Source organism: Erythrobacter sp. JB3-1 (genome assembly GCF_057364995.1).
The window spans coordinates 1,984,008-1,998,398 of record NZ_CP200289.1 but is presented as its reverse complement, the minus strand read 5'-3'; the positions used below and the strand labels follow the sequence as shown (position 1 = coordinate 1,998,398).

The following is a 14,391-nucleotide window of genomic DNA, read 5'->3' as shown; positions in this document are numbered from 1 at the left end:
TGAGCTATTCTTGATTTCCGACGGGTAGGTGCAGGGCGCCGTCCTCGACAATCTCGACGGTGAAATCGACGCCGAGGCGGTCTGAGAGCAATTTCAAATCCTTCTCGGTTGGGATGCCGAACAGGTCGCGGTGGCTGTGTTCTAACCGCAGGACTAGACCGTTCTCGCCCAGCATCAACCGGCTGACCTGAAGCGAACGCCGAGAGCGCCCGCCGATCCGCCGGGCCAGGCGAATGGCGAGGCCCCAGCACACCGCCTCTTCCAAAGCGTTTTCGGTGGCCAGCGCATGCAATTCGTCCGGCAGATCGCAGTGATTCCCATTGGCCATGCTCGCCGCGGCCAGCATCGCCCGCCCCTGCCCATCAATCGCCAGCCAGCGTTTGTGCATCGCCCAATCCACCGCCAGCGGATGGCGCAGGTTCGGCTCAATCTGCATGCTGGCGAGTGCCAACATCGTCGCGGATAGACGCAGCCGCTCTGACCCGTGTTCGCCCAGCGGTGCAGCATCCGCCGTCCAGCCTGCAATCTGCGTTGCGAGGGTCGGCGGCGCGCCGCGCTGCGCGGCAAACACCGCCACACCAGCCTGCAGCGGATCTTGGTCCTTCCCGTGCATCGGCAAGGCATCGAACAGCAGCCCTTCGCGCAGGCCCCAAGAGGAAAACACCACCCGTTCCGGCTCCAACTGCTCCAGCATCGCTTGCAGCAGGACCGCCGCATCGGGCAGCTTTTCCGACCGCATGGTAGAAATCCGGTCGATCGATTTGAGGGTTTCAGGCGATTGATCGGCAAGCCCCTTCGCCAGCGACATCGCATCACTATTTGACAGCTCAAACGCATGCGGATCGCTTAGCGGATGGCCGCGCTCCTGCATGGCGTAAACCGCCATCGCCCGCCACGTGCCACCGACCAGATAGATCGGCGTGTCAATCGGCTCGCCCCACCCGGCTTTCTTGAGCCGCTTTTGCAGCGCCTTGCGCATGTCGGATTGCTTGTCAGCGTGATATTCGGGGAGCCTCAGGGTGCCCAGCGGTAATGAGGTCGCCTCTCCCGTGTCTCCGCCAGCAATAGTCACCAGCTCCAGACTGCCGCCGCCGAGATCGGCCACAACCCCGCGAGCGCGAGGGAACGCGCCAATCACGCCGTTCGCGCTCAGCCGCGCCTCTTCTTCGCCAGAGATGACTTGCAAATCCAGCCCCAAAGCGCGGACATCTTCCACGAATTCTGGCCCGTTTTTGGCATCGCGCACAGCGGCGGTGGCAACTGTCTCAATATCTTCAATCCCCAAGCCATCGAGCAGCAATACGAAGCGCTTGAGGCCTCGCATGGCGAGCTCAACCGCTTCTTCTGCCAGCATACCAGTTTCGGAGATCTCGCGGCCTAGCCGCGCCGTCACCTTTTCATTGAACAGGACAGTCGGCGCCCGCATCGTCCCGCCATAGACCACCAAACGAACCGTGTTCGAACCCACATCGATAATCGCGCGTTCGGCCTTGTTCCCAGAGAACGCCCCCTCGCGATCCGCTCGCTTGGCTCTCAATGTCATCCAGTTCCGCCCCTTCGCAGCGACAATTTCGGCACAGCGCCCGCCTCTAGCGCGCCCCCGCGCCCAGACAGCGAAGGGTTCGTCATAAAATAACGGTGACAATTAAACGGCTTAGCATCAGTTACGACGCGTTCATAGGAGCCGTCGGACTGCAACCACCAGCTTTGCTCTGTATCGAGCATATTCGCGAGCAGCACCTGCTGCAGCACCTGATCATGCACAGTGCGATTGGTGATCGGGATCAGGGTTTCGACCCGGCGATCGAGATTGCGCTCCATCAGATCGGCAGAAGCAATGTAGACCCGTGTCTCTTCGCTGGGCATGGGCGCGCCATTGGCGAAGGCATAAATCCGGCTGTGTTCCAGAAAGCGCCCGATGATTGATTTCACGCGGATGTTCTCGCTGAGGCCCGGGATGCCCGGGCGCAAGCAGCAGATACCGCGCACGATCAGCTCAACCATGACCCCGGCTCCGCTCGCTTCATACAGGCGGTCGATGATCCCCTGATCGGTGATCTGATTGCACTTGATCCAGATCGCCGCGGGCCTGCCAGCTTTTGCATTGGCGATCTCGGTGTCGATACGGCTGCCAATCTCATCGCGCAGATTGATCGGCGCGATCTTCAGCGCCTCAAGCTCATCCGGCTCGACATAGCCAGTGATGAAATTGAACATCTTCGTCGCGTCGCGGACCAGCTGAGGATCGGCGGTAAAGAACGACAGATCGGTATAAACCTTGGCGGTGATCGGGTGGTAATTGCCGGTCCCAAAGTGGCAATAGGTGCGCAGTCCATCTTCCTCGCGGCGCACGACCATCGCGACCTTCGCATGGGTTTTCCAATCGACGAAACCGTAAATCACCTGAACCCCGGCGCGCTCCAGCTTGCTCGCCCACATCAGGTTTTGCTCTTCGTCGAACCTCGCCTTCAGCTCGACTACCGCGGTCACGGATTTGCCGGCCTCTGCCGCTGCGATCAGGCCATTTATGACGGCAGACTGCGAGCCTGCGCGGTAAAGCGTTTGCTTGATCGCCACGACATTGGGATCAGCCGCCGCCTGCCCGATAAAGTCGACCACCACTTCAAAGCTCTCGTAAGGGTGGTGAATGATGATGTCTTTTTCGCGAATGGCGGAAAATGCGTCGCCATCATGCTCGCGAATACGCTCGGGATAGCGCGGGCTGTAACTGTCGAATTTGAGGTCTGGCCGGTCTTCTTCGACAATCTCAGCCAGCCCGTCGATGCCGACAATCCCGTCGGTTTTGATCACGGCGGCTTCATGAATGCCGAGCTGTTCGAGCAATATTTGCTCTGCGCGCGGGTCGAAATCTTCCTCAATCTCCAGCTGGATCACACGGCCCCGGCGGCGGCGCTGGATCGCGCTGCGGAAATAGCGCACGAGGTCTTCGGCCTCTTCTTCAACTTCGATATCGCTGTCGCGCAGGACGCGGAACTGACCATCGCCTTCTATCGTAAAGCCGGGAAAGAGCATTCCAGCATAGCGCTGGATCAAGCTGGAGATTGAGACGTAGATCGCCTCCTCGCCGGGCACACGAATAAAGCGCGGCAATCCGCTGGGGATTAGGATCATCTCGATGATCTGTTCCTCATCAGCGTCGCAGTTCAGCGTGAAGAGCACGCCGGTTCCTTCATTGGCAATGAAGGGAAAGGGATGCGCCGGATCCAATGCTTGCGGCGTGATGACCGGCAGAATTTCATCGCGAAAATAGGCCTCAAGCCAGTCCTTTGCCTCATCGCTCAGGCGGTGATCCTCATCGACCAAAATGCCCGCATCGCTGAGCAAATGATGCAGCTCGCGCCAACTGTTTTGCTGATTATCGGAGATCACCTCTAACCGTTCGCGTATGGCGGACGGCTGCTGTGACGGAGTGCGGCCATCAATCGCTGTCCGGGCGATGCCGCGCTGAACCTGACCGACCAAGCCCGCAACCCGGATCATCATAAACTCATCAAGATTGGTGCCGGAAATCGAAAGAAAGCGAAGACGCTCAAGAAGAGGATATTTCGTATTGTCAGCCTCAGCCAGCACGCGCTCGTTAAAACGCAGCCAAGACAGCTCGCGGTTGAAATAGGCCTCGCCGGAATGAGGGGATTCCATGCCTTCTCGGCTGAGGTCGCCAGCGACATCGTCATTACTCGGGATTGGCTGGCTGCCCATCATCGCCTCATTGTTGAGAATTTAAACGCTGTTTTTTCGTCGGACATATTCGCGATGTAAAACAAGCTCGTAAACTTGTCACACCAATGATCGGCAATCCGCAATTTGTGTAATCCCGCGTTTGCCATTGGCATCGCGTCCCAGTTGGACGATCACATCGATGACACTCGCCGCATAGGCAATGGTGTCCGTGCGTGAGAGGCCAATGCCGGTCTGCATCACCATCAGCGACAATTGTTCGAGAGCGCCGGTCAGGCTGTTGGCGTGAATGGTCGAGAAACTGCCCGGGTGACCCGTGTTGATCGCCCTCAGGAAGGAAACGCTTTCCGCGCCGCGCAATTCGCCCAGCACAATGCGGTCTGGCCGCAGACGCAGCGCCGCTTGCAGCAGTTCGTTAGCGGTGACCTTCGCCTCGCCAAGCTCGCCTTTCACCGCGACCAGGCCAACCGAGTTTTCGCCGGGAAATTTAAGTTCTGGCGTGTCTTCCACCATCACCACCCGCTCTGCACGCGGTATCTCGCCCAGCATGGCGTTGAGGAACGTGGTTTTACCCGTGCTGGTGCCGCCAGAGATCAGGATCGTGCGGCGATTGCGGATCGCTTCGCGCAAATATGCAATCGGCTCTTTCTGCGAGTCCGGCATCGGCGTTTCTGGCGCGCTGGTGAGCGGCCCGGCATCATAAGCATCCAGCGGCAGGTCAAGCCGGCGGTGGCGGCGAATGGCCATCACCCAATGCTTGCGCGAGGCAGGCGGACCGCAGAACTGTATCCGCGCCCCGTCGGGCAAAGTCGCCCCGAGCAACGGATGCTCGCGGTTGATGCCTTGGTGGCTGACCCGCGCGACTTGCTCTGCAAGGCGCTGGACCAGACGGTCATCAATGTCAGGTGCGTCGATCCGCTTAAAGCCAGGATCAGAGGCGTCTTCAACCCAAACCTCTCCCGGCTGATTGACCATAATCTCGGTGACCGTATCCCGGTCCAACCAACGGCGAAACGGCGCGAGGTAAGCGTCGAGATAGACGCTGCGCTCACCGATGATGGCTGCACCGGTCGCTGGCACAGCCTGCTCGCTGCCTGCCGCTGCCGCCGTGCCAGTGTCATTGGCCAAAGGATGGATCTCTGCGCTCATGCCGGAACCGACGGCCTCAGTTGACCGTGCTGAAATCGAGATCGCGTGCGGTAAAGACTCGGATTGGTTCCCCCATCTTCACGCGGATCGTCGGGCTGATCGCGCCGTCTTGCTGAGCCGCGATGCTGGCAGCACCCTGCCCTGCTCCGCCGAGGACGACCGATGCGCCGCCGCTGCCGATGGCTGATAGGCCTCCGACCACAGACAGCAACATGGCAGAACCAAACCGGCGGAAGAAGTGATTGTTCACATCGCCTTTCAGACCCGTGGTGCCGTCAAAGGCCACTGCAGGAGAGGCAATGTTGACCGACACGCCGTCAGGACGGATCAAGCGGGTCCAGATCACGTATGCACGCTTCTGCCCCTGCTGGACGCCGGATTGATATTGTCCAACCAGGCGCGAGCTGCGCGGGACCAGAACTTTTGTTCCGTCAAAGCTGCGCACATCCTGGCTGACGACGGCCCGGACAAAGCCCGGAACATCGGTGTCGATAGCGGTCTCAAGGATTGCTGGGATCAACGTGCCTTGGGTAACGGTAGTCGTTGGATTGACCATCGGCTGCGCCTGAGCGGGCCCGCCGCCTACGCCGCCAATACGGCTGGCAAATTCGCTAGCTGAACCGACCCCACCGCCCGGTGCAGAGGTCGCGCCGGCTGTTGCCGCCATGGCCGCAGGTGCAACGGCTTCACCAAGGCGCGCGGAGCTAGCCGCAGCGCTGGCGTCAAACACCATGGTCGGCGTCGCATAAGGATTGGTCGCGGGTCCAACCACGCGGTTTGGATTGTTCGAGAACACTGGCGATGGCGCAGGGTCGCTGCGCGGCGCTCTGGCGGGCGCAACCTGAGCGACATTCACCGGAGCGGCAGCTCCCGGCGCTCTGGCAGGCGGCGGCGCGCTGGCCGCGGCCGCGGCCGCGGGCGCAGTCTCAGCCGTGCCTGTGCGCGCAGCATCCATGCTCCACAGCGTGACTGCACCCAGGCCCAGGACGATAACAGCACCCAAAGCCAGACCCAAGCCGTCGGATTTGGATGTGCGCTCTGTGACGGCGGGAAAGCCATTGCGGCTGGCGAGATCGATGATCTCTGCCGACTCGCCGTCGCGCGGATCAATATTGGCGTCAGAATTCGCATCCGCGCCGTTTTGCCCCTTCTTAGGCGGCATTCGCATGGCAAGGCGCATCACTTCACCTCCGTCTTGGTGCTAAGCCGGGCAAGCGCAGCATTGTCGCCGAGCGCCCCAAGATCGACCGAGCGGATCGGCCCGGTGTTGGTCAAAACTGCGCTGTCTTCGCCAGAGCGCAGGATGATCTGGGTCGGCACGCCTTCCACGATCACAGTGTCCCCGCGCACGGTGAAATTGACCGGGCCTTCATCGCCCTTGTGGTTGGTCGTCAGGATCGCCGGAATGGTCGAACCCTCTGCCCAAGTCAGAAAGGTCGTGTCGCCATCATCATAGGCGCGGGTCGGCAGCAATTCCTTGTCGCCTTCGCTCGCCCATTCAAAATTGAGCCGCGACGGGTCGCTAACCGCGAACGGATCATTGGCCGCCGCCAGTTCCGCTGCGCTGGCGCGTTCACGCTCTTCCCGTTCCAACCGTGCCAGCCGTTCTGCTTCCTCAGCGGCCTCGGCCTCTGGATAGCTAAACTGCAAGATATAGAGCGGCTTATTGCGCGGGCTTGCGACCAAATCGAACAGATATGTACGCTTGGTCGTCACTACGGTCATATTGGTGCTGGCATTGGCTGAGAGCGGCTTCACGAACAACAGGCTGGCGCGCTTGTTGGGCGTGACCTGCCATGCTTGGCTGTCGCCAATCGCGACGTTCTCGATTGTCTCGTCATCGCGAAACTTGATTGTTGCCTGAACCTTCGGCTTGCCGGAAATGCGCACCACCTGGGTCTCATCATAGACCATGGTGACAAGGCGCGAGTCCTGAGCAGCAACAGGCGCGGCGGCGATAGGCATGAGACCCAATGCGAGGGCAGCAAGCGGAAGCCGGAATTTCGGCGCGCGGATCATTTTGTCGTCTCCGGTTTACGCGAATGTGCGGGACGGAAGCGATTGCCTATCCCGTGTGTGCGTGACGTGGATGGATTGAGCGGAGCGTTCTGCACGCCTCCGCCTGAACTGGTGGCGAACACGCGGGTCTCGCGCACTGCCCCGCCGCTGGCCGTGCCCGTGTCATTGGCGGCGGTGATGGTTGTGATCGTGGGCATATCGATCCGGCGTTGACCGGTCGCACCCATTGGCGCGGTTTGCGCGGTGCGATTGTCAGCCACCGTCACTTGCGGCTGAGGCGGCGTGTTTGTCATATCGCGGCCCTTCTCGACCTCGACATTCTGGGCAAAGCCAAACACCTGCCATCCGGCAACCATGGTCGAGGTGACTTTGATCGTCATGATCATCAGCGCCACATGGACCGCGCCCACCAGAAAGAAGGCCATGGCGGCCTGTTGGTCAATCTCGCCCGGCACAGCTACCAAAGCGGCGAGGATCGGCACGGCAAGCTCCAGCATGATCGACCCGCCCAGCACAGCGAACAGCGGGGTCAGCGCCAGCATCACCACGCCCTTCAGCCAGCCGACAAACAGCCCTCGCGTGCCAGTGAACAGCGCCATCACAACAAAGATCGGACCCAGCGCCACGAGCAGCGCGAGGCCAATGCGAGCGGTCACAAGCAGGCCAACCGTACCAAGCAGCAGCAGCATAGCACCGAGCCACATCATGCCGGGCGGCGAGAATGCGCTGATGTCGACTTCCCCCGTGCTTGCGTCTTGTACGGCGAGAAACACGATATCGAGCTTGGTCGCGAAGGTCTGCGTCGCCGAGCCATCGCTGTCGGTAAGAATGCCCGCAAGCCAGTCTGGCCCGCCCACGGCGATGTTCCATACCACGCTCTGATAGGCAACCCAGCTCGTGACAAAGGTCAGCACCAGGCCAATGGTAAGGATGCGCGGGGTAAGCGCGCGGATACTAAGGTTGGAGCGCCCAATCAGCAGACTAATACCGAAGAATGCGACATAGAGCGTGAGCAGGATCGTCAGCACCGTCGCCAGCGACCCGCCCGAGGCAAACAGGCGCCCAAAGGCATCGCCCGTCACTTCACTGGCGATGCAGTCCACCGCCGTCAAAGCGGCGGCAACGCCAGTGCCCATATTCTCGGCAACAGTGTCGCAATTGGCCGTCATTCGGCCGCCAATCGCATGGCTTGTGCGTCATCGGAATCGAGGCTCGGCCCATCCGGCCAGGCATGATTGGTGAGTGCCGGATACCAATCCTCTGGCTTATCGCCGACCGCCTCGCGCAGCAGATCGAGCCTGCGCACGGAGCTTTCGCGGCCAGAAAGAACGGTCAGCACCTCAGGCGCGCCCGACAGATCGAGCCGCACAACCACGCTCGCATCGGGCTGGCGCACAAGGAAACAGCGCGAATGGGCCGGCAATGTGCGGATCAGCGCCAGCTCATGCTCGGTCAGGCCAAAGCCCTCGCAATAATCCTCGGCGCGCGCTCTGCTGTTTGGCATAAACACCATCGTCGCAGTCTGCTCGACCAAAGCGGTTGAAATGCGGCTTTCGAGCGCATCGGCGGCGGATTGTGTGGCAAATCCGACCAGAGCATTGCGCTTACGCAAAGTCTTCAGCCAGTCGCGAATGCGCGCGGCGAACACTTCATCATCCAGCGCTTTCCACCCCTCGTCGATCAGGATCATGGTCGGCTGACCATCGAGCCGTTCATCGACGCGGTGGAACAAATACATCATGGTCGGCGTGCGCAGGCGCGGATTTTCCAGCAGTGCCGTCATGTCAAATCCGAGCACGCGCTGGTCGAGATCGAGCTTGTCCTGCTCGTTGTCGAACAGCCAGGCGTGCTCGCCGCCCTCGGCGTCTTTTGTCGCATCGTTCGAACCGATCCATGCCGACAGGCGGTCGGCGAGATCGCCGGGCTCTGGGCGCTTTGCCCCAGCCAGCAGTTCCTTGAAGTGGCGCAGACGGCGCAGGCCCGCATCATTGGCATAAGCCGCATCGACAGCCGCGCTGATCGTTGCAAATTCTTCTGATCCGTCCGCATCCAGCAGCACCGCCAGCCAATCGCGCAAGAACGCCTTATTGGTCGGCGTGTCCGGCAAAGACAGCGGGTTGAACCCGGTCGGCTCGCCTGCGCTGATCCGGTCATAGCGCCCGCCAATCCCGCGCACGAACAACTCAGCACCCCGATCCTTATCGAACAGGATCGTGCGGGGGCTGAACTTTTGCGCTTGCGCGGCGAGGAAGTTCATCACCACAGTTTTACCTGAGCCCGATGGCCCGATGACCGAGAAATTGCCAAGGTCGCCGTGGTGGAAATTGAAGAAGAACGGGGTCGCGCTGGTGGTTTCCAGCAGAGTGACCGCATCGCCCCAGTGATTGCCGCTGGCCTGACCCAAGGCGAAGCCGTGGAAACTGCCGAAGCTCGCCATATTGGCCGAGGAAATGAGCGCGCGCCGGACGATATATTCCTCGTTTCCGGGGAATTGAGCCCAGAACGCAGGCTCAAGATTGGTGTCTTCGCGCACCGCAATCGCGCCGGTATCCGCCAATGCCGCGGCGCAGGCCGCCGTGGCATCGTCCAAGCGGTCTAGGCTGCGTTCCCGCACCAGCACGGTGAGGTGGTGGTCGCCAAAGCCGACCGCGCCATTGCCCAGCGCATCGCGCGCCGCCAGCATATCATTGCGCTCTGCCGCCGCTTCTTCGTCAACCGAGCGCAGGCGCCGCAGCGCCAGATCAATCCGCTCACGGGCAGTTGTGCGCTCATTGGGCGCATAGCTCTCGGTCACGATCATCTCGTATGGCAAGCGCAGCAAGCCATCGAGCAGACCGGGCGATGTCGCCTCAGGATAGTCTTTTAAGCCAAGGATCGCAGAGAAATCCGGTTGGCCCGACCCACGTTGCTCCATCGCATCCAGGCCAAAGCTGGCGCGGCGATAGGGCAGCATATGGCCAATATCAGTGTCTTCATCCGGGCGGCGCACGGGGCGCATCTCGCCATTGTAGAGTGCAGAGAGCAGCTCCAGCATTTCTGAATTGGTGCCGTCACTGCCCGGCACAGAATAGTCGGCCAGCACACTCGCGCCGTAGGCGGAAAGCGATGCGACCAGGCCAGTGGCGGCTGATTTCAGGCTGCGCACATCTTTGATATCGGCTTCGAGCTCGCTTTGGCTCGTGCGGCTCCACATCCGTGAGAAACGCTCTGCAAGACCAGCTTTGCCGCGTGCAGGGCGGCGGACCAGCGTGATAAACTGGTCGTTGATAAACAGCGAACCGCCCGCCAGCCGCTCTTTCCAGCGCTGGTCGATATGGCGCGACAATGGATCGGCGAATTGCGCCTCCAGATCAACCTCAACCTGACGGCGAATAACGTGGTGGTAGAGCGCAAAGCGCGCGTCCAAAGTGGAGCGCAGCATCACCTCACGCGTCGCCGCATGGGCGTTAAGCGCGTCGGAATCCTCTGTCTCAAACAACAGGCCAGGCACTTGGATCGCGGTCATCACCGATCTATCGCGCAGCAGCACCGTGCTTTCATCGATCAGCCGCGCATAGGGCAGGCGATCGCCAGCCAACGCCTCTTTGGCGCTCCAGCTTGCCGGTCCAATCCATTTCACCATAGCAGGCCCTCCTTATCAGGCCTTAAGCCGCGTAGCTGTTACAGCCCCAGCGCTTGTAATTCTTGACCCGCGGACATTTCGAAACCTTGGTGATCCAAAGGTCGAAAATGCGCGGTTCGCGAAGCGAAGAAAAATAACCGATCACGTGCACGACCACTGGCACGATCATGATCCACCAGTTTTTGAGGATCAAAAACGCAATCGTCGTCACCATCAGATTGATGATGAAAAAGTTCATCGTCACGCCAGCAAACATTTGCGGACGGGTAAGAGCGCGGTGAACCGGATGGCGGACGAGATTGGTCATATGCTCGCCTCAGGCCGCCGCGCTTTGGATGCCAGCGACAATGGTCGATGCGCCAAACAGGATGAACACGCCGATGATCACGGTCGCGCCAAAGCGCCAGTTCATCCGCCCGGTCAGCATCATGAAGCCGACCGCTGCCACAGCCATTACCGCAATCGCGGTGGCAACATTGCCCAGCAGCGTGCCCTGCAACCAGCCGAGCGCCGCAACAATCGGGCCGGAACCCTGCGGATCAGCAACCTGCTGAGCATGCGCAGCAACAGGCGCCATCATCAGAACGATAAAAGCCGCAATCCGGGCCATCATCATGGCTGGCATGCGAAAAAGTGACGACATTGATGTTCCCATTCGTGTTCTGCTTTGTCCTTAAGTGCCGTGTTTACGACATTATGGTTAAAAAGGTTGCGTATCGGCGCGTGAGTGAGACGCCAGACGGCCCATGATGGCCGCGACATAGAGTTTCGTCTCGCGAATATTCGGAACGCCGCCAGCGCGCTCTACCCGTCCGGGTCCAGCGTTATAGGCGGCGAGTGCTTTTTCGAGGTCTCCGTCAAAACGGTCGAGCTGCTCGCGCAGATAGCGCGCGCCTCCCTCTAGGTTCTGGAACGGATCATCGGGGTCCACGCCGAGATATTTGGCGGTGCCCGGCATCAATTGCGCAAGCCCCCGCGCACCCGCATGCGAGACGGCATTGGGACGCCACCGGCTTTCCTGCCAAACCAGCGCCTCCAGCAGTGACGGACTAAGATCGAACCGCACAGATAGGCTCTGAATGGTGTCGGCATACATCGCCGGCACACCCAAGGCGTGGCGCGATGGATCGGCAACAATGCTGTCCGGCACGATCATAGCTTCGAGGTCAATAGCATCGCTGGAGACAGAAAATTCAGGATTTTGGGTGATCGCCACCGAACGCGCTCCGGTGATCCAGCGGGCACCGTCAGCATCGATTTGCAGCACATCCGCCTGAGCAGGTGCAGTTGTAAGAGCAAGCGCAGCAACAGCGCTGGCCATGCCCACACGAGCGAGAATCATCCAAAACCCTCCAATCACGCCCCCTTGCTCATGGTACATGACAAGCAAGTGACATTTCCGCAGTTCATAGCCTTATCAAGGCAAAGTATTGCGTAGCAATTAAAGTTAACCCCTATGATTAAGCGATAGATTGGACTGGTTGCAAACAGGAAAGCAATCGGGGGCCTGTCGAACCCGCCCAATTGCGTCGTTTTGTGCGATGAAGTGTTGGAATTACGGCCTAGACGACAAGGCCGCTTAAGTCGGTCACTCTTTCAAAGAGACACGATTGGCGAAACGCTCGCTCCGCACGGGAGCGAATTCGTCATTGTCGAGCATACGCAGCGCTTTGCACGCAAGCCGGCGCGAGTCGGTTTCTGTGCCGTTCGCTGTGCCGATTTCAATGCGATCATCGCTGGCTGCAGCGGCCTTGAACAAAGCGCGCGCCCGCTCCTCATCCCCTTGCCGCGCATAGGCAATGCCAAGATTGATAAGCTGCGCGGGATCATGAGCGCGAACCGCCTCCAGTTCAGCAATCGCATCAGCATTGCGGCCGGCGACCAAATGCGCGGCTTGCAAATCAGGCTCGGCCTGCCTTGCAATGACCTCAGATGTGACAGGACTTGCTGTCAAAGACGCAGCTACCAATGCTGAAGTGATGAACACGGCTCTCTCCTTCTTGAACACTCAGAAGATGCGCCGTCAAACCGCAAACTGCAATAAAAATGTCATATTGTCATTTTTCTGTAACGAACCTCTCTTTCTCTTTGTTTTTAAACAATATTTTTGCCATTCTTTCTCACATCGACGTGATACAAAATCTGACAAAACGGACATAAATATCTTTGTTTTGTCATATTTCGGTCAAAGAAACCGAACCGTCATATTAGACGCAATTCCGTCATGCTCGCTGCCTAGCGGACTCCCCGAACGCGATAATCGCGCTCTATCGATTCTTCGGTTTTTAAGGGGACCGCTCGCTGTGAAAAACATGTCTCGTACTCTCGCTCTTGGTTGCAGCCTCGCTGCATTGGCTGCCTGCGGCGGCGATGAAATTGTCTCCCCCGGCACCTCGGGGGACATTATTATTAATAACCCCAAGCCAACCGCTACACCCACTACCACACCGCCAACCGGCGTAACGGTCACACCGGCGGCTGGTTGTCCAACAATCAATTCAACCGGCGGTCTTACCGATGCCGGTACGATCACGGGTCCAACCGGCGAATACCGCGTGTGTGAGCTTCCAGCGCTGATCGATGCAAATGACACGCTGCCATTCGTGGACGGCCTGCTCTATGCCCTGCCCGGCCGCATCGATGTCGGCACCGACCAAGGCTTCTCGAGCACTGGCACCGACGTAACGCTGACGGTTGCCGATGGCGTTATCGTCTTCGGCTCAACCGGCCGTTCGTTCCTCGTCGTCAATCGCGGCAACGCATTGAACTCCGTCGGAACGGCTGAGCGCCCGATTGTCTGGACCAGCCGCGACAATGTGCTCGGCCTTAGCGATGATAATTCTACCGGTCAGTGGGGCGGCATTGTTCTGCTCGGCCGCGCGCCAGTCTCTGACTGCGCAACCGGCGTGTTTAACACCGATGCCAACCCCAACGCCAACCCGACCTGCGAGCAGTCGCTCGAAGGCACCACGGTGGCCACCAACTTTGGCGGCGGTGATAGTGCCGACAGCTCGGGCGAGATGAACTACAACCAGATCCGCTTCTCCGGCTTCAGCCTTGCGCCAGGTGATGAGCTGCAATCGCTGACCACGGGCGGCATCGGAAGTGGCACGACGCTCGCCAACTTCATGTCGTTCAACAGCTCGGACGATGGCATGGAATTCTTCGGCGGCTCGGTGAACATGAGCAACGTCGTTGCCGTTGGCGCAGATGACGATTCGATCGACGTCGACACGGGCGCTCAGGCCAACCTTCAGTTCGTAGTCGTGGCTCAGCGCACCGCTGGCGGGGATAGCCTCATCGAGCTCGACTCGCCGGATGCTGACTTCTCGGTCAACGCCCGTCCGCGCACCGTTCTTCAGGTGGCGAACTTCACCTTCCTCGAACGCTCTGGCTCCAACTCGCAAGCGATCCGTGCACGCGGCGGCGCAGCGCTCAACCTCGCCAACGGTGTGATCGACACCAATGATGAGACTTGCCTGCGCATCGACGAGACCTTCACCCGCGATGTCCCGCCAAGCTTTAACTCAGTGGTCGGCGATTGCGATGCGACGCGCCCTGTTCGCGGCGATTCTGGCGTGACTGATGCTGAGGTTCAGGCGCTGGTCGATGGCGGCACGAACAACAATGTCGCCTTCACCATCTCGCTGACCGGGATCGTCAACGGCGCCAATGAAACCGGCGTGGCCGCGTTCGATCCGACCGCCCTCTCCAGCTTCTTCACCGCAGAGACCTTTGTCGGCGCGGTTCCAGATGCGGCTGACACGCGTTTCGGCAATTGGACCTGCAATTCCGGCACGCTCGATTTCGGCAGCACCACCGGGTCCTGCACCTCGCTGCCGGTCTACTGATCGAACGCCCAAAATGCGAAGGGGGAGGCGCTGTGATCTGGCCAAGATCTC

General features: G+C 60.0%; 12 protein-coding genes. 1 reads left to right on the top strand and 11 read right to left on the bottom strand.

Annotated features, from left to right (window positions below; genetic code table 11):
- Positions 1 to 4: 4 nt before the first annotated feature.
- The 11 genes from AC0V6M_RS09400 to AC0V6M_RS09350 all read right to left on the bottom strand — a co-directional run bounded on the left by AC0V6M_RS09400 (position 5) and on the right by AC0V6M_RS09350 (position 12,476).
- Entirely contained in the window at positions 5 to 1,543 is a 1,539-nt protein-coding gene (locus AC0V6M_RS09400) for a Ppx/GppA phosphatase family protein (RefSeq protein WP_486138555.1), read from the bottom strand.
- The gene (locus AC0V6M_RS09395) at positions 1,540 to 3,720 is read right to left on the bottom strand and encodes an RNA degradosome polyphosphate kinase (RefSeq protein WP_486138554.1); all 2,181 of its coding nucleotides are present in this window, start codon (positions 3,718 to 3,720) and stop codon (positions 1,540 to 1,542) included. The genes AC0V6M_RS09400 and AC0V6M_RS09395 overlap by 4 nt, the downstream gene beginning before the upstream one ends.
- 78 nt (positions 3,721 to 3,798) lie before the next feature.
- Complete coding sequence (gene virB11, locus AC0V6M_RS09390) at positions 3,799 to 4,848, bottom strand: P-type DNA transfer ATPase VirB11 (RefSeq protein WP_486138553.1); 1,050 nt, start codon at positions 4,846 to 4,848, stop codon at positions 3,799 to 3,801.
- Between the two features lie 16 nt (positions 4,849 to 4,864).
- Entirely contained in the window at positions 4,865 to 6,028 is a 1,164-nt protein-coding gene (locus AC0V6M_RS09385; RefSeq protein WP_486138552.1) for a TrbI/VirB10 family protein, read from the bottom strand.
- A complete protein-coding gene (locus AC0V6M_RS09380) occupies positions 6,028 to 6,867 on the bottom strand; it encodes a TrbG/VirB9 family P-type conjugative transfer protein (RefSeq protein WP_486138551.1) in 840 nt (279 codons plus the stop codon). The genes AC0V6M_RS09385 and AC0V6M_RS09380 overlap by 1 nt, the downstream gene beginning before the upstream one ends.
- Entirely contained in the window at positions 6,864 to 8,036 is a 1,173-nt protein-coding gene (locus tag AC0V6M_RS09375) for a TrbL/VirB6 family protein (protein ID WP_486138550.1), read from the bottom strand. The genes AC0V6M_RS09380 and AC0V6M_RS09375 overlap by 4 nt, the downstream gene beginning before the upstream one ends.
- Entirely contained in the window at positions 8,033 to 10,489 is a 2,457-nt protein-coding gene (locus tag AC0V6M_RS09370) for a VirB4 family type IV secretion/conjugal transfer ATPase (RefSeq protein WP_486138549.1), read from the bottom strand. The genes AC0V6M_RS09375 and AC0V6M_RS09370 overlap by 4 nt, the downstream gene beginning before the upstream one ends.
- A gap of 22 nt (positions 10,490 to 10,511) precedes the next feature.
- Entirely contained in the window at positions 10,512 to 10,796 is a 285-nt protein-coding gene (locus tag AC0V6M_RS09365) for a VirB3 family type IV secretion system protein (RefSeq protein ID WP_472638133.1), read from the bottom strand.
- Positions 10,797 to 10,805: 9 nt separating this feature from the next.
- Entirely contained in the window at positions 10,806 to 11,114 is a 309-nt protein-coding gene (locus AC0V6M_RS09360) for a TrbC/VirB2 family protein (RefSeq protein ID WP_486139601.1), read from the bottom strand.
- A gap of 75 nt (positions 11,115 to 11,189) precedes the next feature.
- A complete protein-coding gene (locus AC0V6M_RS09355; RefSeq protein WP_486138548.1) occupies positions 11,190 to 11,831 on the bottom strand; it encodes a lytic transglycosylase domain-containing protein in 642 nt (213 codons plus the stop codon).
- A 246-nt stretch (positions 11,832 to 12,077) separates the two neighbouring features.
- Positions 12,078 to 12,476: a hypothetical protein gene (locus tag AC0V6M_RS09350; protein WP_486138547.1), complete on the bottom strand. Its 399-nt coding sequence runs from the start codon at positions 12,474 to 12,476 to the stop codon at positions 12,078 to 12,080.
- Between the two features lie 325 nt (positions 12,477 to 12,801).
- On the opposite strand from AC0V6M_RS09350, the gene AC0V6M_RS09345 reads away from it, so the two are divergent.
- Positions 12,802 to 14,340: a hypothetical protein gene (locus AC0V6M_RS09345; protein ID WP_486138546.1), complete on the top strand. Its 1,539-nt coding sequence runs from the start codon at positions 12,802 to 12,804 to the stop codon at positions 14,338 to 14,340.
- Positions 14,341 to 14,391: the final 51 nt, after the last annotated feature.